This window comes from Fructilactobacillus fructivorans (genome assembly GCF_000814735.1).
GTDB lineage: Bacteria > Bacillota > Bacilli > Lactobacillales > Lactobacillaceae > Fructilactobacillus > Fructilactobacillus fructivorans.
In genome coordinates, this window is record NZ_JOJZ01000007.1 from 77,950 (window position 1) to 95,746 (window position 17,797).

Sequence of the window (17,797 nt, forward strand, 5' to 3'; positions counted from 1 at the left end):
AATAATTCTCCTTATGATATATTTTTTCACTTTATGTGAAATCTCTAACAACTACATTGTAAGACATTAACGATAATTAATAAAGTCATACTATTAGTTTATTTTATTAATTTGGCACTTACAATTTCATCCCATCTAAGGATTTGATCACCTACGATGACTAAATTTTTATAGTAACCCTTCATCGTACCGATGATTTGTTCAATTTTTAATTCCTTCTTATCGTAGTAAGCATATTGGAGTTCCACCTTAAGACGACTAGCAAATGACTTTTGCAGCACCTCATCAATTTCTGAACGATCCATTTGATCATCTAATTTTCTACGATGTTGTTCTGCTTTTTGCTTCCTTAACTTACTTAATTTGCTGGTATGGTCTGATAAAAAATAGCCCTGCCATTTTTTAATACCACGATCATGATAATCAAATTTAAAAAAATTCTGAACAGCTTTTTCATTCATGATGGTTCTCCTAACTCTAACTTTGAATTTTTCTTTGTGCCGTTGGCCAAACTAAGTTCCCAAAATTACGATAATAAGTAGTTAATAAATTACGTTTGCCTACGTAATTAACGATTGCCTCCAAAAATTCCAAGTCATAATTCGAAATAACATAAAGCGGTTGTGATCGCTCCTGTTGGTACTTTTTCTTAGAACTTAAAAACCAATCATACTCATAATCAAAAACATTATTAACAATCATCATCCAGTAGCGGGTCCTTGGAACGCGTAAAAATAAATGATCAATATTGGCTAAGATTTCGTTTCCTGCCAAGGTTACATCACTATTCATAGGAATTGCCTCCATTATGTCCTCCTACCAGATTTGACCTAGAAATCGCGGTAGCACCGTTACACAAACTATTCGCGTTTAATAAAGCGGCATTTCCAAATTGTTTCCGAATTTGATCGCCAGTTTTGTTTAACACATTTTGTTTGATAGTCCTTTGATTATCTCTAAATAAGTCGAGTTGTTCACCTACTTTAGGTGATAAATGACCATATTCTACCCCAATATTGCGAATCATCTCGCCATTCCAATTTCTCTCAAATAATTCAGTCAAATCACGACCAAGTTCATAACTATCATCAGTCGGATTAATCTTCATTGATTGAGAAAACCCACTGCTACCAGTTACTTGCTTCGTTGCAAAGGAAAAACCAATAAACAATGTGATACATCCCGTTTGCAAATGGTGATTACGAATCCTAGAAGCAACTTGACTCGCAACCTCTTTAATAACTATTTCGATCTCACTTCGGCTTGTATAGTCTTTTGGGAGAACCTGTGAGTTACTATAACTTTTATCTTTGGTATGCATGGGCTGTCTTAAATTACTTCGATCAATTCCCCACGCTGTAGCAAATAATTGCAATCCAATGATTCCCATCTTCTCCTTAATCAAATATGGATTAGCGTGAGCCAAATCATTCATATTATAAATTCCAAGGTGATTTAAGTTAGCTGCGGTTCTTTTCCCAATTCCCCACACGCTCGTTAATTTTTGAATGTTCCAAATTTTGTTTGGAACATCTTTATAGTGGATTTCGCCCACTAAATCGGAATCATGTTTGGCATAAACGTCCAACGCAATTTTGGCTTGAACAGGATTATCGCCAATTCCAACCGTGGTATATAATCCTAAGCGACTTCTAACTTCCTCTTGGATTTTAAGTGCAACATTTCTTAAACTGTTGCCAAATAAATGCCATGTATGAGTCATATCAAGTAATGATTCGTCAATTGAATACGGCAAAATGTTATTTTCATCAGTAAATTCAGTAAAAATATCATTAATCTGCAAGTTCTTCTTAATGTACAAATTCATTCGTGGCGGAACAATCAAAAGCCTAGGATCATTAGGTAGATCACGTTGCCTGCTAACGTTACTAATTCCAAATAACTTTTTGGCCATTGGAGATGCCGCCAAAATTAATCCACCGTTAGTATTAGCCTGTTCCGACATCACCACTAATATAGAACGAAGTGGGTTAAGCCCTCGCTTCACACTTTCACAGCTGGCATAAAATGATTTGTTATCAATAAAAAAATAAACTCCGTGAGGTTCTTCATCATAATCCAAAATATCACCTACTCGAACACCTGTTCGTATTAAATATTACTATCTTTTATTGGTAATGTAAATAAAATTTTTATGATACTCTTGAATTATTAAAAAAATAAGGAATGAAAGTAATGAATAAATTTAAGAAAATCGCACTAACGGCTGGATGCACCATTTTATTGTTGACTATTCCAACCGAAATTTCGCTTGCTTCTGGTTCCAATCAATCAGAACTAATTGCTCAAGAAAAATCACTTACCAAACAGAGCCAACAACTATCCCAACAAATTAATCAAGCACAAGATGATTTAAATCAAAAACACGTCACAATTAAGCCAGTCTCTAATCAACAACTGGTTTCATCGCATCCTAAAAAGGACCCTACTTCTGCAAGGGTAGTTCAAAACTCTGAAGATAAAACTGATACCAATAACAATCAAAAAATCATTGGAAATCGCAACTCTCATGTTTACCATCTTCCGAGTCAAAACAATTATCAGATGAAAAGTAAAAACGCGGTTTATTTTAACTCTGTAGCGGATGCACAGGCTGCTGGATACCGGGAGGCTAAACGATGAAAAAGTTCCTCATTATCCCCATTACGTTAGTCAGTTTACTGATGACTGGATGCTCACAACAGTCCCAATCAGCTCATAATCATTCAGCCAACTCCAGTCAAAATACTCAGCAACTTCAAAAGAACGTGAACAATTTACAACGTCAGGTTGATACCAAAAAGGCAAAACTCAAAAAACTTCATTATCAGTTAAAGAACTCATCCAATCTAAAGCTAAGTGACCTAAACTATGATGGAAATCAGGAAGTCGAAGTTGATCATAATAATCCTCATTTTGCTCCTTCAGAATTAAATCATAAAAGTCCCTGGCTAAGGTTTAACAATCTTGATCACCTTAATCGTGCTACCGATGCCAATGGCATGTTGAATATAAAAACAATGCCAACTAAAAAACGAGAACCACTTACTTTCAATCCAACCGGGTGGCATAACAAGCGAATTAATAATGGCTGGCTTTATAATCGGAGTCATTTAATTGGTTATCAGCTCTGCGGTGAAAACAATAATCCTAAAAACTTGATCACGGGAACCAGAACCCTTAACGCTCCACTAATGCTTTATCACGAAGATGACATTGCTACCTACTTAAAGCAAAACCGAAATAACTATGTTAGATACCAAGTAACTCCAATTTATCGTGGCAACGAACTAGTAAGTCGCGGAGTCCAAATGAGAGCCCAATCAGTTGGAAATAACCAAATTCACTTTAACGTCTACATCTTTAACGTTGAACCTGGATATAATATTGACTATCAAAATGGATATAGTACTAAGGGATAAAAAAAGACGATGACATTTAGTCATCGTCTTTTTACGTTATCTATCAGCTATTAACCGTTTTGGTATGGAACCATGCAATGTTCTTATCAAAGAAACTTAGAAGGTCATTGAATAGATACAAAATGTAGGTTAAGAATAACGTCCAATTTGCTCCACCTTGATAAGCAGTAATTCCCCATAGAATAATTGAGAATATCCCTTGAGCAAGCCAGAAATAATAAGTATCACGAAATCTCAAAGTAGTTAAAAGAGCTCCTGTAATTCCAATTGTTGCAGCAAAGCTATCTACAAATGGTCGTGGACTATCACTATATCCATGTTCCCAAGCATATAAAACTCCTAATACTACAACAAAGAATAGCGCTGTCAACCCCCAATTCATCAGTGTTTTCTTAAGATTACCCTTAATAGTTAATTTCTTGATGTGTTTGTCAACGTTAGTAGCCCAACTAGGAATTAGCAAAACCGGAATATCTAAAAGTACAATGTATGTAGTCTGTAGAATAATATCATTGTAATTCTTAGCGGTAAAAGCAACGTAAATATAAATCAAAGCACTGACTAAACCAAAAATTCCGTTTAGTGGTTTAGTATTGGTAATAGAAATAGTGGTGGTAAATCCAAGCATTCCAGCTAACATGGTCATAATTGCAATAAACGTAATTGGCTGTGTAACGGTTGATCCAGCAATTACTCCTAAACCAAACAGAAGTAACAAATAGCTAGTAAAACTCCACCCCTTCATCTGATTAACATACCAACTTGGCTTTAGTATGTCATAAGCAGCAATATTGTTTTTCCCTGACATAAATAATCATCCTTCCTCAAAATTTGAATTCATTATTATCATCACACATTCATCACTTTGAGACAAATCAACGAAAAACGATGAATTCTACAAATTTGCGAGTTACTGGCCTATAAAAAATTTCAGTTTTTTTTAATTAAGATTCTTTTCCATTCAATCCAAATTAATGAAATGATTAAAGATTTAAATAGTTACTAATTTAAAAAAATGTACCACTGATAAACATAAAAGATGTTGTAAAAGTAAGTGATAAATATGTATAATGGATATTGAAGTCCAAAGGAGGAATAATCATGTTAATAAACGTCCCATTCTCAATCAAAGCTGATGGAATTCATGACCTCAGAAAAATTACCGTTAAAATGCCTTCAGGTGAAGAAGTCAGATTAGACGCTGCTACCCTTGACGATATTGATCGTGATCACGAACACCTTCTAACCATTACGAAAGATCCTCATCATGAACTGGGAACTCCCGGGGAAAGTATTTCTTTTGATAACTTTGGGGAGAAGAATTCGTTCCCATCAAATAGTAAAGTTATTTTCATGGCAATTCCAAAATAAAAAGAAGTACTACTTTTTAAGTAGTACTTCTTTAGCGAATAAGCTTCATAATTATGAGAATTCGCTGGTAAAAATTCGTAAAGTGTGATTAAATATAAAGTGTAGATTAGAGAGGTAATAAATTTCTGTTGCATTCTCAACATTCACATCAACTAAGACTTTCCACTCCTACTGCTTACTGGTCTTAGATACGTGTGCTCTTTTATTTCATAGATCTTTACTTATTAGATTGTTACTTCTCATAACTATGTTACAGTTTTTTAACCTCTCTAATCGTCGAAAGCACTCAATTTGAGTGCTTTTTTTGTACATTCAAATCCCCTGGCGTGAATTCTTTAATCTTTACCTTACTTTTACAGTATATTATATTAGCTGTTACTAATCAAGTATATAAGTAAAAAATATCAAAATATATTCCTTATAAGGGAACACTAAAACTAATCATGAAGCAATTTTTATCTTGTAAAAAATTTTTCTAAGAAATTTTTACAATCATATTGTTGCTTATATCACATATCATACACCCCACAGTTATAGGGTTTCTAGTTACTGATGTGAATTTAAATCAGATTATTGATTTAGGAAAATCTCTAAAAAACATGGGGCATATATTCATACTTGTATCCAATTCAATTGTGCAATCCATAACATCAGCTAATGGTTTCTATAACCGATATTCCATTATTCATGATCATTTCCTAATAATTAATTAAAATCCCATTATTTTCCAATTAAAAAACCACTATTCTATAATAGTGGTTTTTAATAATAAATAAAATACCAAATTTTAATTTTTAAAACATTATTATTGTTATTTAATGAATGGTTGGTGTTTCATTTTAATATGTTCCACTCCACCTTCTAAAAAGATACCGCCCGTGGGCACAAAATTAAATGATGTATATAAATCTTCCACGTATTTTTGGGCTTCGATCCTAATTTCTTTCTTAGGATACTTGTCAGCAATTAAATTCATGATATTTTCGACTAAATTCTTCCCTAAATGGTTACCACGATGATCACGCTTAACTACGATTCTCCCAAAAGTCACATAATTGGTTTGTTCATATATTCTCCCGTAACAAATAATTTGATTATCATCATCAACCAAGAAGAGATGCCAAACTTTTTTGTCATTATCATCAATATCTTGTAAGGTAATTTTTTGTTCAACGACGAATACTTCACACCTTAATTGATAAATCTTAAACAATTCATCCAAAGTCAATTGACTAAATTTTTTTACTTTCCACATAAAATCGCTCCTAATAATTGAAGATGGTTAATTATACATCATTACTAATATTACCTATAAAAAAAGAACGACAATTATTACTTGTCGTTCTTTTGATCTTCATCAGTTTGCAAAACAGCCATAAAGGCTTCCTGTGGGATATCAACTTTTCCTACTGCCTTCATGCGCTTTTTACCACGTTTCTGTTTTTCTAATAATTTAGCCCGACGATCAGGATCACCAGTATGAATCCTAGAAGTAACATCTTTTCGGTATGCTTTAATGTTAGTTCTAGCAATAATAGTGGCTCCAATTGCTGCTTGAATTGGAATTTCAAAATTTTGTCGTGGAATAATTCCCTTTAATTTTTTGACAATTTCCCGACTTCGGCCAGCAGCAAACTGTTTGTGTGAAATAAAACTTAGAGCATCAACCTTATCGCCATTCAAAAGAATGTCGACTTTAACCAGATCACTTTGCCGATACTCAGAAAGTTCATAATCAAGGGATGCATATCCATGGGTGCTTGACTTTAATTTATCAAAAAAGTTAAAAATGATTTCAGATAATGGCATTTGATAAATCACATTAACTCTTGCATCATCTAGATACTCCATCGTAACAAATTGGCCACGACGATCCTGACACATCTCCATTACGGCTCCAACATAGTCATTTGGTACCATAATACTAGCTTTAACAAACGGCTCTTTAATGTCTTTAATTGATGAAACATCAGGCATCTCAGATGGATTCTCAACTTCAATTGTGCTTCCATCGTTTAGGTCAACGTGATAAGTTACAGATGGTGCAGTAGTTATCAAATCAAGCCCAAACTCTCGTTCCAATCGTTCTTGAACCACGTCCATGTGAAGTAAGCCAAGAAATCCACAACGAAAACCAAATCCCAACGCTTCAGATGATTCAGGCTCAAATTCAAGCGAGGCATCGTTTAATTTAAGTTTTTCAAGCGCTTCCCTTAAATCATCAAATTTGGCATTATCTGTAGGATATAACCCAGCATAAACCATTGGAATCATTTCACGATATCCGGGCAAGGCCTTCTCGGTTGGATGATCAGCATCCGTGACTGTATCACCAACTCGAGTTTTAGTAATATCTTTGATACTAGCAGTAATGTAACCAACGTCTCCAGCCATTAAATATGTTCGTTGAAGTGGCTTGGGAGAGTTAACTCCAACTTCAGTTACCTCGTACTCACTACCACTATTCATCAGACGAATCTTATCTCCGGGTTTAACTACTCCATCATAAAGACGAACACTAAGAACAACTCCACGATAATCATCGTAGATAGAATCAAAGACTAAAGCTTTAAGGGGAGCTTCAATGTCTCCCTTCGGTGCTGGGATTTTTTGAACAATTTCTTCTAATAAATCCTCAACCCCAAAACCACTTTTAGCACTAATTTCTACTGCATCTGAAGTATCCAAGCCGATAACATCTTCGATCTCTTTCTTGGTTTTTTCTGGTTCAGCAGAAGGCAAATCAATCTTGTTGATCACCGGAATGATTTCAAGATCATCATCAATGGCTAAGTAAACATTCGCCAAAGTTTGTGCTTGAACCCCTTGAGTAGCGTCTACTACTAACAAGGCGCCTTCACAAGCTGCTAAGCTCCGTGAAACTTCATAAGAAAAATCAACGTGTCCAGGGGTATCAATTAAATGAAATACATAATCAACCCCATCTTTTGCATGATACGTCAATTCCACTGCATTCAATTTAATGGTAATTCCGCGTTCACGTTCTAGATCCATGTTATCTAAAATTTGATCCTGCATGTCTCGTTTGGCAACTGTATCAGTTAACTCAAGAATTCGATCCGCTAAAGTCGATTTACCGTGATCAATATGAGCAACAATTGCAAAATTTCTTGTGCGGCGTTGCTTTTCTTTCATTTTTTTATAATCCACGATATTCTCCTACTTTCATTATGCAATTCGTTCAAGTCGTTATTACTATTATAACAACCCCACATATGTATAACAAACAAATAAAGGAGTGGCCACATGGCTACTCCTTTATTTGTTTACTTAAATGCATCTTTCATTTTATCAAAGAAATTCTTATTTTCATCGATATTAGTATCACCACTAGCTTCAGCCAGTGCTTGTAAGGCAACCTTTTGCTTAGAGTTAAGTTTCTTTGGTGTTTGAACCTTAACTTTAACCATTTCATCACCATTACCATTTCCATGTAACTTAGGGGCACCCTTTCCTTTCAAACGGAAAACAGTGCCAGTCTGGGTTCCAGCAGGAATCTTCAAGTCAACGTCACCATGAACTGTTTTGACTTGAATTTCTCCACCAAGAGCAGCGGTTGCAAATGAAATTGGTTGATCAAAGTAAATAGTTGGACCGTCTCTTCTAAAGTACTTACTTTGAAGTACTCTAAAGATTACATACAAATCACCATAAGGTCCACCGTTTTCACCAGCGTCTCCTTGGCCTTGCATATGCATTTGTTGGCCTTCTTCAACACCAGCTGGAACAGTAACTTCAAGTGAGTGTTGTTTCTCAACTTTACCAGTTCCACCACATGTTGGGCACTTGTCTTTGATAACTTTACCAGTTCCACCACATACAGGACATGGTTCCTGAGTCTGCATCTGTCCAAGTGGTGTATTAACAGTCTTAGTTACATAACCACTACCATGACAGTTGGAACAGGTTTCTGGTTTAGTACCTGGTTTAGCACCAGTTCCATGACATGTCGGACAGGTTTCTTCACGATTATATTTAATCGTCTTCTTAGTTCCAAAGACAGCTTCATCAAACGTTAACGTCATTTGATATTGTAAATCACGACCACGACGTGGTGCAGTTGGATCAGCTCGACGTCTTCCGCCACCGCCGAAAATATCATTAAAGATATCAGAAAAGTCACCAAAACCAGCACCTTGACCGCCGGCATCAGCTCCGGCACCACCGCCAAAGCCTCCAAAGCCTTGGGGACCATCCGCTGAGCCATACTGATCATAGTTAGCTCGTTTCTTTTTATCGCCTAAAACTTCATAGGCTTCAGTAATTTCCTTGAATTTTGCTTCTGCATCGGGAGCCTTATTAATATCTGGATGGTATTTTTTGGATAATTTTCGATAAGCGTGTTTAATGTCATCTTCACTGGCACTTTTATCAACGCCTAATACTTTATAATAATCTTTACTAGCCATTAGCTCGCCTCCAAACTCAAATAATACAACAAAAAGCCAAAGCCTACCAAACCGACTTTAGCTTTCGTCAATTTTAACAACGCCAATCGCCAAAACTACTTTTTGTCATCGTCATGAACTTCATGGTAATCGCCGTTAACAGTGTCGCCATCATCATTTCCATTTCCTTTATCTGATGATCCACCATTAGCGTCATTTCCACCTTGTTGTCCTTGACCAGCTTGGCCTTGGTTTTGTTGATACAATTTGACTGCTAAAGCTTGAACTTTTTCGTTCAAAGCATCTTTCTTAGTCTTCATTGCATCAGTATCGCCATCTTCTTTGGCTTTTTTGAGTTCGTCTTCAGCATCTTGAGCTGCCTTAATTTCATCATCTGAAACCTTACCTTTAACATCCTTCAATGTTTTATCAGTCTGGAAGATCAATTGGTCAACTTCATTATTCAAATCGACTTTGCTCTTCTTTTCCTTATCAGCATCTTCGTTGGCTTCAGCTTCTTTCATCATCTTATCGATTTCATCGTCTGAAAGACCATTGGAATCTTTGATGGTAATTTTTTGTTGTTTACCAGTTCCCTTATCCTTAGCGGAAACATTAACAATTCCGTTTTTATCAATATCAAAGGTAACTTCAATTTGTGGAACACCTCTTGGTGCAGCAGGAATATCAGTTAATTGGAAACGACCTAGTGACTTATCATCAGCAGCCATTGGACGTTCACCTTGTAAAACATGAATGTCAACAGCAGTTTGATTATCAGCGGCAGTTGAGAATGTTTGTGACTTTGAAGTTGGGATTGTAGTATTTCTATCGATTAACTTAGTAAATACACCACCCATGGTTTCAATGCCTAATGACAATGGAGTAACATCAAGCAAAACGACATCCTTAACATCACCAGTAATAACTCCACCTTGAATAGCTGCACCTAGGGCAACAGCTTCATCAGGGTTAATTGAATGGCTAGGTTCCTTACCAGTCCATTTTTGAACTTCTTCTTGAACAGCTGGAATTCTAGTTGAACCACCATTAAGAATAACTTGGTCAATGTCACTTGCTGAAAGTCCAGCATCCTTTAAAGCATTGTCAAGAGGAGCTTTTGTTTTTTCAACTAAGTCAGAAGTTAATTCATTAAACTTTGCTCGAGTAAGAGTTGTTTGTAAATGAAGTGGACCATTTTCACCAGAAGAAATAAATGGAAGTGAAATTTCAGTTTGAGTTACACCAGATAAGTCCTTCTTAGCTTTTTCAGCAGCATCTTTCAAACGTTGCAAAGCCATCTTATCCTTTGAAAGATCAACTCCGTTTTCTTTCTTGAAGTTATCAATCAACCAGTCCATGATTCTCTTATCGAAATCATCTCCACCTAAGTGGGTATCACCATTAGTTGAAAGAACTTGGAAGACTCCATCCCCTAATTCAAGGACAGAAACATCAAAAGTACCTCCACCTAAATCATAAACTAAGATTTTTTCATCTTTGTCTTTTTTATCTAAACCATATGCAAGTGAAGCTGCAGTAGGTTCATTAATAATTCTTTTAACATCAAGTCCGGCAATTTTACCGGCATCTTTGGTAGCTTGACGTTGAGCATCATTAAAGTAAGCAGGAACAGTAATAACTGCTTGACTAACAGTGTCGCCAATGTAATCTTCAGCATAACCCTTAATGTATTGCAGAATCATTGCTGAGATTTGTTGTGGGGTATATTCTTTACCATTTGCCTTAACTTTGTAACCCTGTTCACCCATGTGACTCTTGATTGATACAACCGTATCTGGGTTAGTAATTTCTTGACGCTTGGCAACTTCACCAACTTGGATATCACCGTTTTTAAAAGCAACTACTGAAGGAGTGGTTCTTGATCCTTCTGGATTAGTAATGATTTTTGGTTCATTACCCTCCATAACAGCTGCAGCTGAATTAGTAGTTCCTAAATCAATACCAATAACTTTATTACTTGCCATACCTAAAACCTTCTTTTTATATATTTAATAACAATTTAATTACTGTGCGACTACCACCATTGCTGGTCTTAGAATTCGATCAGCAATTTTATATCCACTTTGAAGAACGGATACCACGGTGCCCTTTGGATGTTCATCACTTGGGGATACCGTCTGAACAGCTTGATGCTGACTTGGATCAAACTCCACTCCATCAGCATTAATTTCAGAAATATCATTATCCTTCAGAGCTTTTTCGAGGTGTTGCTGTACCATTTCGATTCCCTTTTTTAATTGCTTACCGTTTTCGTCAGAAACGTCAACGTTAAGCGCCCTTTTTAGGTCATCCATAACAGGAACAACATCTTTTGCAAAATCTTGTGCACCGTATTTAACTATATCAGCGCGTTCCTTTTTGTTTCGATTTTGAATGTTTTGAATCTCTGCTTCAGCTCTCAAGTACTTATCTTGAACTGAATCTAATTTTTGTTTTAATTCATCAATCTTTTTTGCGGAATCATCTTTTTCATCCGTTTCTACATCTTTCTTTGGTTCGCTTGACTCGTCAACATTTTTCGATTCATCTTTAATATCTTTATTTTGTTTTTCTTTATCGCTCGCCATTTTGAACCTCCTTCTTATTTATCATAATTATTATAGTATCCGTTAATCCGCTTTTGAAGTTCATCTTTAAACGCATCAACTAGTCCTAAAACTTTTGGATAAGCCATCCGGGTCGGTCCAATCACAGCAATTCTTCCCATGCCATGAACACCAACATCATAAGTTCCGGAGATAATACTATAATTCTTCAATAAATCATTTCGTAGCTCGGAACCAATCATAACAGAAATGGGTTTAGCATCATTATCCAAAATCTGAGCCATGTTCGAATTATCGCCGAACATTGAATAAAGTGGCTTCATATTCTTGATGTCTTTCTTATCGTCCATTGTGTCTAACAAATTCATTCTTCCACTAACAAAGAAATGGTCTTTAAGCGATTTATTAATGACGTATTCGAATGCACTGACAAAATTTTCAGAAGAAGTTAAATAATCTCTAATTTCCTCAGGAATTGTAGTTTTAAGTTCATTCAAAACTTCGGGAATAGATTTACCTGAAAGTTTGTCATTAACTAAGTTAGTTGCTTGAACTAACTTATCCTCATCAATGTGATCATTCGTTATAAATGGTTGACTTTCAACTTGTCCATCATTCATGACAATGATAGCCATTACTTGATGATCAGATAATTTAATCAGTTGAAAATGTCGTAAAGTCTCTGTATTAGTCTGCTCAGGGCTTAATGTCATCGCCGTATAATCGGTTAGACTAGATAAAATATCAGCAGATTGTTTTACAATATCATCAATTTGCTGAAAAGTTCCGCCCAAAGCATTATGAATTAAACTTTTCTCTTCATTATCAACTAGTACGGGAGCAACCAAATTATCAATATAATATCGATATCCTTCATTTGAAGGAACTCTTCCGGACGAAGTATGAACCTTTTGAATCAGATTTTGGCCACTCAACACAGCCATCTCATTTCGAATGGTAGCAGAACTAACATTCATCGGGAGTTGACTCGCTAATCGCTTCGATCCGATTGGAACACCGTTGTCAGTATAATCATCAACAATGTACTTTAGAATCATATTTTGTCTCTCAGTGAGCATTCTTATCACCTCTTTTAGCACTCTTTATTATCAAGTGCTAACGTACATTTATACCTTACCAAAGGTACACAAGAACGTCAAGAAATAAGACTACTGGTTTTTACGCTCCTTAAAATACAAACGAGTATTATTTTCATCAATTTTTAACTGATCAATCAGTGGTTTAGGACCCTGATACTTAACTTCATCTCGCATCTTTGACAACCATCTAACTTTAACCCGATTCCCATAAATATTCTGATCAAAATCAAGGATATTAATCTCTAGAGTAACGGGATTATTGTCCCCAAAGGTTGCATTTTTACCGATAGAAGCCATGGCCTTATACCAAATATCATTGACTTTAATTTCTACTACGTATACTCCTAATTTAGGTAAACGTTGCTTATCTGAATACTCAATATTTGCAGTTGGAAATCCTAATTCACGTCCACGAGCCAATCCATGAACTACTACTCCATCATTTTCAAACCCATAACCTAACAGCCGATTAACCGTTTGGATGTGTCCTTGATCAAGATTACGTCGAATGCGAGTCGAACTAACCTTTTGGTCATCTAGTTCATCTGCACCAACACTTATAACATCGAATCTCCCATTAGCATATCCAGGAAGCTCGGTCATCCCGGCATCTTTTTTTCCATAAGTATGATCAAATCCCGCAACAACCGTATCAGCCTTCAAACCAACGAGATAATTATCCACAAATTCTTGCGGCTGCTGGTCTTGAAATGCAAAATTATAATTTACGACATAAACATTATCCACGCCCAATTGATTAAACAATTGCAGCTTTCGATCAAGTGGGGTGAGATACCGTTTAGCATTCCCATCCAATTTCTTATATACCAATGAAGGATGATGATCATACGTTAAAACTGCTAGGGGGAGTTTCTTTTGCATTGCAATTTTTTTGGCTTTATTAATCACTTTTTGATGACCCAGATGGACGCCATCAAAGAATCCCATTGCAATCACCTGGGATTCCTTTTCGTTTCTTTCACCGAGTGGATATGATAAATAGTCGACTTTCATAATTTCCTCTAATCTAAATCAAACATTTTTTTGGGTTTATAATTATTTTCTTGTTCATTTTTATAATATAAAGCCCGATCAATATTACTATACTTTAAAACTATCATCTCATCTTCGCAAGCTACTTCATCAATACTCAAAAAGCCGCCATGTTTAACACGATTCCATTGTTCATCAGTAAGGATGATGGTTTTAAAACCTTTTAAAGCGTAAGAAATAGGAAAAATAATCTTATCAAGTTTATGAGCATTCACCGCATGATCGAGATCATCAAACGTAACTGTATCAGCAAGGTTAAATCCACCACTTTGGATTCGTGTCAACTTTGACATTACAGCTGGAACTCCTAGTTTACGTCCCAAATCAGTTGCAAGCGTCCTGATGTACGTTCCCTTACCACATCGGACTTCAAAGGAAAAAGTTTGCGTCCGACTTGTATTATCATATGAACTACTATTCAGACGAACAAACTGCTTAACCTCAATCTGACGTTTCGGACGTTCAACTTGTTCCCCCGCTCGTGCATACTCATACAGTCTCTTTCCATTAACCTTCACAGCAGAAAACATGGGTGGAATTTGAATGGATTGACCCAAAAACGAATTTAAGGTTTGGTCAATCTTTGCATCAGGAATTGGCATGAAATCAAAATTTGAATTAACAATTTCGCCATCTAAATCCTCAGTAGTGGTCGAGAAACCAAGTGTGATGGTCCCCTGATAAACTTTTCCAGATTGCATAAGATAATCAACTACTTTAGTAGCATGTCCTAAACAGATGGGAAGGACCCCATCAACATTAGGATCAAGTGTTCCACTGTGTCCGACTCGTTTTTGTCCGATAATGTGACGAATCTTACTTACACAATCAAAACTTGTCATTCCCCGTGGTTTATATAACGGAACAATCCCAGTAATCAATATCTTCACTCCAATCCTATCTACGCAAAAAAGACTGGAAATTAACATTCCCAGTCATTTTTTATTTATCTTTTTTATTTAAATTATCAATTAATCGATCAATTTTACTTCCATATTGGATTGATCCATCACGTTCAAAATGAATCTCAGGTGTTACATAGATACTTAAACGGTGACCAAGTTCTCCTCGAATTAGTCCAGTAGCTTTATCCAATCCTTTTTGAACTTTTTCTTGATCAGCTTTATTGTCAGACAAACTACTGTAGTAAATCGTAGCTTGTTGTAGATCACCAGTCACTTCAACACCAGTGATCGTAACACCTTGAACCCGTGGATCACGAACTCGTTTGAGCAAAATGTCGTCGACTTCTTTTTGAATCTCTTGCTGTAGTCTTCCTACACGATATTGCGCCATTATAATCACTCCTTACGGCTCTTACTTAGGCTGCACTTCTTTCATGTGGTATGCTTCAACTTTATCTCCGACTTTAATGTCGTTGTAGTTTTCAATTGTCAAACCACATTCAAAGCCTTGTTTGACTTCTTTAACATCATCTTTAAAACGCTTCAAACTGCCAAGTTCACCATCATAGATGACCACATTATCTCTAATCAAACGAACTTTGCTGTCACTTCGAACGTATCCATCAAGCACCATTCCACCAGCGATGGTCCCGACCTTAGAAGCTTTGTAAATTTGTCTTACTTCAATATTTCCAGTAACTTCTTCTTCATAAGTTGGATCTAACATACCCTTCATAGCAGCCTCGACATCATCAATGGCGTTATAAATAACCTGATAAAGACGAATATCTACTTTGTCGGTTTCAGCTTGAGTCTTAGCCTGTGGAGTAGGACGAACGTTAAAGCCAATGATAATTGCATTACTTGCTTCTGCAAGAGCAACATCACTTTCATTAACGGCACCAACTGAGGCATGAATAACGTTGACCTTAACGCCTTCTACATCAATTTTCTTTAAACTGCCAGCTAATGCTTCAACTGACCCTTGCACATCAGCTTTAATAATCACATTAACCTGTTTCATGTCTTCTTGCTTCATTGAATCAAACAAATTATCCAATGTAACCCGATTATTTTGCTTTCGTTCTTCAATTTGGCTTTCTTTGGCACGTTCTTCACCAGCTGCACGAGCCGTTTTTTCGTTATTAAAGACAATGAATCGATCTCCGGCTTCTGGAACATCATTTAATCCAGTAATTTCAACGGGAGTCGATGGCTTAGCATCTTTAATATCTTTGCCATTTTCATTGGTCATAGTTCGTACTCGTCCGAAAGTATCTCCAACAACGATTGGATCACCAACGTGTAAAGTTCCCTGTTGGACCAAGAGCGTAGCAACTGGACCTTTTCCTTTATCTAGACGTGCTTCAACAACTGATCCTGCACCATTTTGTTTAGGATTAGCTTTAAGTTCAAGCACTTCAGATTGAAGCAAAATCATATTCAATAATTCATCAACGTTAGTTCCATTCTTAGCAGAAATATCAACAAAGATGGTATCTCCACCAAAGTCTTCGGGTACTAACCCATAGTTCATTAAATGCTCTTTAACATGTTGTGGATTAGCATTGGGTTTATCAATCTTGTTTACAGCAACAATGATTGGAGTACCAGCTGCCTTAGCGTGATCAATGGCTTCAACAGTCTGTGGCATTACTCCATCGTCTGCGGCAACTACCAAGACGGTAACATCCGTGATATCAGCACCACGAGCTCGCATTGCCGTAAAGGCCGCATGCCCTGGGGTATCCAAGAAGGTAATGGTTTGATCACCATGCTTCAATTGGTAAGCACCAATTGCTTGAGTAATTCCACCTGCTTCACCAGCAGTAATATGAGAATGCCTTAAGTAATCAAGTAAAGTAGTCTTACCATGATCAACATGACCCATGATAGTAACTACTGGAGGACGAGACTCCTGATAATCAGTATTGTGTTCTTCTTCATTAAAGAATTTATCAATATCTGAAACATTGACATTTTCTTTTTCTTTAGCTTCAATTCCATAATCAGTAGCTAACAATTCGATGGCATCTTTATCTAGTGATTGATTTTGATTAACCATCATTCCCAACATAAATAATTTTTTAACAATTTCTGCTGGTTCTCTATGCAATAACTTACCAAGATCTTGAGCATTCATGCCATCTTGGTAAACTAAGACCTTAGGTAATGGACGGCTCTTACGTGTTGGAGCAGCGTTCTTCTTATGATTCTGACGAATCCTTTGATTCTTAGAATACATATTGTAACGACTATCACGACGCTTGTTCCGCTTCTTACCCTTTTTGTTCTTATTACGGTTTAAACTTCCGCCGAATTTTCCACCTCCATTATTATGTGGCTTAGAGGTGTTATTAACTGGCTTCTTATTTGTTCCGTTATTACTACCAGGAGTATTAGCATGATGATTATTATTAGGACGGGTAGTACTTTGACCATTAGCATTATTGTGTGAATGCTGATTAGTTGGATGGTTATTACTGTGATTAAAGTGATTATTAGAGTTCTGATTACGATGTTGCGTATTACTATGACCACCGTTATTATGAGCATTCTCAGGACGTTGGGTATGGTTATTGTTACTATGCCCATTATTTGAGTGTTGATTTACCACTTTATGATCCGAACGGTTGGTTTGATGTTGACCATTAGCATGATCATTTCTATTAGAATTGTTATTATGATTATTTCTACCATTAGAAGTGCCATGTCCATTATTACTATTGTGGGAGTCAACAGGCTTTTTGGATGGAGCGTGTGTGTGTACGCTTCCATTTGTAGCCTTTGGATTATTTCTGAGCGCACCTCGTACGGTCTTCTCCTGATTTGAATCAAGCGATGACATATGGTTTTTAACCGTAAAACCGTTTGACTTGGCTGTATCAATCACACGTTTGCTAGGTACATTAAGCTCTTTGGCTAATTCATAAATTCTTTTTTTGGCCATATAATCACACTCCTTTA

Annotated in this window: 17 protein-coding genes; 3 read left to right on the forward strand and 14 right to left on the reverse strand. The window is 36.3% G+C overall.

All coding sequences use genetic code 11. The features are described from left to right. Nucleotides 1-98 precede the first annotated feature (98 nt). From LfDm3_RS00470 to LfDm3_RS00480, 3 genes are read right to left on the reverse strand one after another with little or no spacing between them, the layout of a single operon-like run. A complete protein-coding gene (locus tag LfDm3_RS00470) occupies nt 99-461 on the reverse strand; it encodes a hypothetical protein (RefSeq protein ID WP_039142990.1) in 363 nt (120 codons plus the stop codon). Between the two features lie 16 nt (nt 462-477). Beyond that, complete coding sequence (locus tag LfDm3_RS00475; RefSeq protein ID WP_039142993.1) at nt 478-792, reverse strand: hypothetical protein; 315 nt, start codon at nt 790-792, stop codon at nt 478-480. Continuing rightward, the gene (locus tag LfDm3_RS00480) at nt 785-2,083 is read right to left on the reverse strand and encodes a Y-family DNA polymerase (protein WP_039142996.1); all 1,299 of its coding nucleotides are present in this window, start codon (nt 2,081-2,083) and stop codon (nt 785-787) included. The genes LfDm3_RS00475 and LfDm3_RS00480 overlap by 8 nt, the downstream gene beginning before the upstream one ends. 113 nt (nt 2,084-2,196) lie before the next feature. On the opposite strand from LfDm3_RS00480, the gene LfDm3_RS00485 reads away from it, so the two are divergent. Further along, nucleotides 2,197-2,643 carry a sunset domain-containing protein gene (locus LfDm3_RS00485; protein WP_039142999.1) on the forward strand — a complete coding sequence of 149 codons (447 nt, stop codon included), beginning with the start codon at nt 2,197-2,199 and terminating at the stop codon, nt 2,641-2,643. Then, nucleotides 2,640-3,422, forward strand: a complete 783-nt coding sequence (locus LfDm3_RS00490; RefSeq protein ID WP_039143001.1) for a DNA/RNA non-specific endonuclease — start codon at nt 2,640-2,642, stop codon at nt 3,420-3,422. Before LfDm3_RS00485 ends, LfDm3_RS00490 begins: the two co-directional genes overlap by 4 nt. Nucleotides 3,423-3,465: 43 nt before the next feature. Here LfDm3_RS00490 and pnuC read toward each other — a convergent pair whose 3' ends face one another. Then, complete coding sequence (pnuC, locus tag LfDm3_RS00495) at nt 3,466-4,230, reverse strand: nicotinamide riboside transporter PnuC (protein ID WP_039143003.1); 765 nt, start codon at nt 4,228-4,230, stop codon at nt 3,466-3,468. Between the two features lie 293 nt (nt 4,231-4,523). Here pnuC and LfDm3_RS00500 point away from each other — a divergent pair, with 293 nt between their 5' ends. Then, the gene (locus LfDm3_RS00500) at nt 4,524-4,793 is read left to right on the forward strand and encodes a hypothetical protein (RefSeq protein WP_039143006.1); all 270 of its coding nucleotides are present in this window, start codon (nt 4,524-4,526) and stop codon (nt 4,791-4,793) included. An 811-nt stretch (nt 4,794-5,604) separates the two neighbouring features. Here LfDm3_RS00500 and LfDm3_RS00505 read toward each other — a convergent pair. The 10 genes from LfDm3_RS00505 to infB form a co-directional block, all read right to left on the reverse strand. Next, nucleotides 5,605-6,048 carry a GNAT family N-acetyltransferase gene (locus LfDm3_RS00505; RefSeq protein WP_039143009.1) on the reverse strand — a complete coding sequence of 148 codons (444 nt, stop codon included), beginning with the start codon at nt 6,046-6,048 and terminating at the stop codon, nt 5,605-5,607. A 77-nt stretch (nt 6,049-6,125) separates the two neighbouring features. After that, entirely contained in the window at nt 6,126-7,964 is a 1,839-nt protein-coding gene (gene lepA, locus LfDm3_RS00510; protein WP_039143012.1) for a translation elongation factor 4, read from the reverse strand. A gap of 116 nt (nt 7,965-8,080) precedes the next feature. Then, nucleotides 8,081-9,223, reverse strand: a complete 1,143-nt coding sequence (dnaJ, locus tag LfDm3_RS00515; RefSeq protein WP_039143014.1) for a molecular chaperone DnaJ — start codon at nt 9,221-9,223, stop codon at nt 8,081-8,083. Between the two features lie 95 nt (nt 9,224-9,318). Beyond that, a complete protein-coding gene (gene dnaK, locus LfDm3_RS00520) occupies nt 9,319-11,190 on the reverse strand; it encodes a molecular chaperone DnaK (protein WP_010021341.1) in 1,872 nt (623 codons plus the stop codon). A 39-nt stretch (nt 11,191-11,229) separates the two neighbouring features. Next, nucleotides 11,230-11,793: a nucleotide exchange factor GrpE gene (grpE, locus tag LfDm3_RS00525; RefSeq protein WP_039143019.1), complete on the reverse strand. Its 564-nt coding sequence runs from the start codon at nt 11,791-11,793 to the stop codon at nt 11,230-11,232. A 14-nt stretch (nt 11,794-11,807) separates the two neighbouring features. Continuing rightward, entirely contained in the window at nt 11,808-12,851 is a 1,044-nt protein-coding gene (gene hrcA / locus LfDm3_RS00530) for a heat-inducible transcriptional repressor HrcA (RefSeq protein ID WP_039143021.1), read from the reverse strand. A 90-nt stretch (nt 12,852-12,941) separates the two neighbouring features. Then, complete coding sequence (gene ribF, locus LfDm3_RS00535) at nt 12,942-13,886, reverse strand: riboflavin biosynthesis protein RibF (RefSeq protein ID WP_039143024.1); 945 nt, start codon at nt 13,884-13,886, stop codon at nt 12,942-12,944. 8 nt (nt 13,887-13,894) lie between these two features. Further along, complete coding sequence (truB, locus tag LfDm3_RS00540) at nt 13,895-14,806, reverse strand: tRNA pseudouridine(55) synthase TruB (protein ID WP_156112317.1); 912 nt, start codon at nt 14,804-14,806, stop codon at nt 13,895-13,897. 61 nt (nt 14,807-14,867) lie between these two features. Beyond that, on the reverse strand, nt 14,868-15,221 hold the full coding sequence (gene rbfA / locus LfDm3_RS00545; protein ID WP_010021335.1) for a 30S ribosome-binding factor RbfA: 354 nt from the start codon (nt 15,219-15,221) through the stop codon (nt 14,868-14,870). A 21-nt stretch (nt 15,222-15,242) separates the two neighbouring features. Beyond that, nucleotides 15,243-17,780, reverse strand: coding sequence for a translation initiation factor IF-2 (gene infB / locus LfDm3_RS00550; RefSeq protein WP_039143027.1), 2,538 nt, complete (start codon nt 17,778-17,780; stop codon nt 15,243-15,245). Nucleotides 17,781-17,797 lie beyond the last annotated feature (17 nt).

Excerpts from the sequence above, each read along its gene's own strand:
- dnaK (WP_010021341.1), bottom strand. The coding sequence starts at position 11,190 with ATGGCAAGTAATAAAGTTATTGGTATTGATTTAGGAACTACTAATTCA.
- hrcA (WP_039143021.1), bottom strand. The coding sequence starts at position 12,851 with ATGCTCACTGAGAGACAAAATATGATTCTAAAGTACATTGTTGATGAT.
- LfDm3_RS00485 (WP_039142999.1), top strand. The coding sequence starts at position 2,197 with ATGAATAAATTTAAGAAAATCGCACTAACGGCTGGATGCACCATTTTA.
- LfDm3_RS00505 (WP_039143009.1), bottom strand. The coding sequence starts at position 6,048 with ATGTGGAAAGTAAAAAAATTTAGTCAATTGACTTTGGATGAATTGTTT.
- grpE (WP_039143019.1), bottom strand. The coding sequence starts at position 11,793 with ATGGCGAGCGATAAAGAAAAACAAAATAAAGATATTAAAGATGAATCG.
- LfDm3_RS00475 (WP_039142993.1), bottom strand. The coding sequence starts at position 792 with ATGAATAGTGATGTAACCTTGGCAGGAAACGAAATCTTAGCCAATATT.
- rbfA (WP_010021335.1), bottom strand. The coding sequence starts at position 15,221 with ATGGCGCAATATCGTGTAGGAAGACTACAGCAAGAGATTCAAAAAGAA.
- dnaJ (WP_039143014.1), bottom strand. The coding sequence starts at position 9,223 with ATGGCTAGTAAAGATTATTATAAAGTATTAGGCGTTGATAAAAGTGCC.
- LfDm3_RS00470 (WP_039142990.1), bottom strand. The coding sequence starts at position 461 with ATGAATGAAAAAGCTGTTCAGAATTTTTTTAAATTTGATTATCATGAT.
- infB (WP_039143027.1), bottom strand. The coding sequence starts at position 17,780 with ATGGCCAAAAAAAGAATTTATGAATTAGCCAAAGAGCTTAATGTACCT.
- pnuC (WP_039143003.1), bottom strand. The coding sequence starts at position 4,230 with ATGTCAGGGAAAAACAATATTGCTGCTTATGACATACTAAAGCCAAGT.
- LfDm3_RS00490 (WP_039143001.1), top strand. The coding sequence starts at position 2,640 with ATGAAAAAGTTCCTCATTATCCCCATTACGTTAGTCAGTTTACTGATG.
- ribF (WP_039143024.1), bottom strand. The coding sequence starts at position 13,886 with ATGAAAGTCGACTATTTATCATATCCACTCGGTGAAAGAAACGAAAAG.
- LfDm3_RS00500 (WP_039143006.1), top strand. The coding sequence starts at position 4,524 with ATGTTAATAAACGTCCCATTCTCAATCAAAGCTGATGGAATTCATGAC.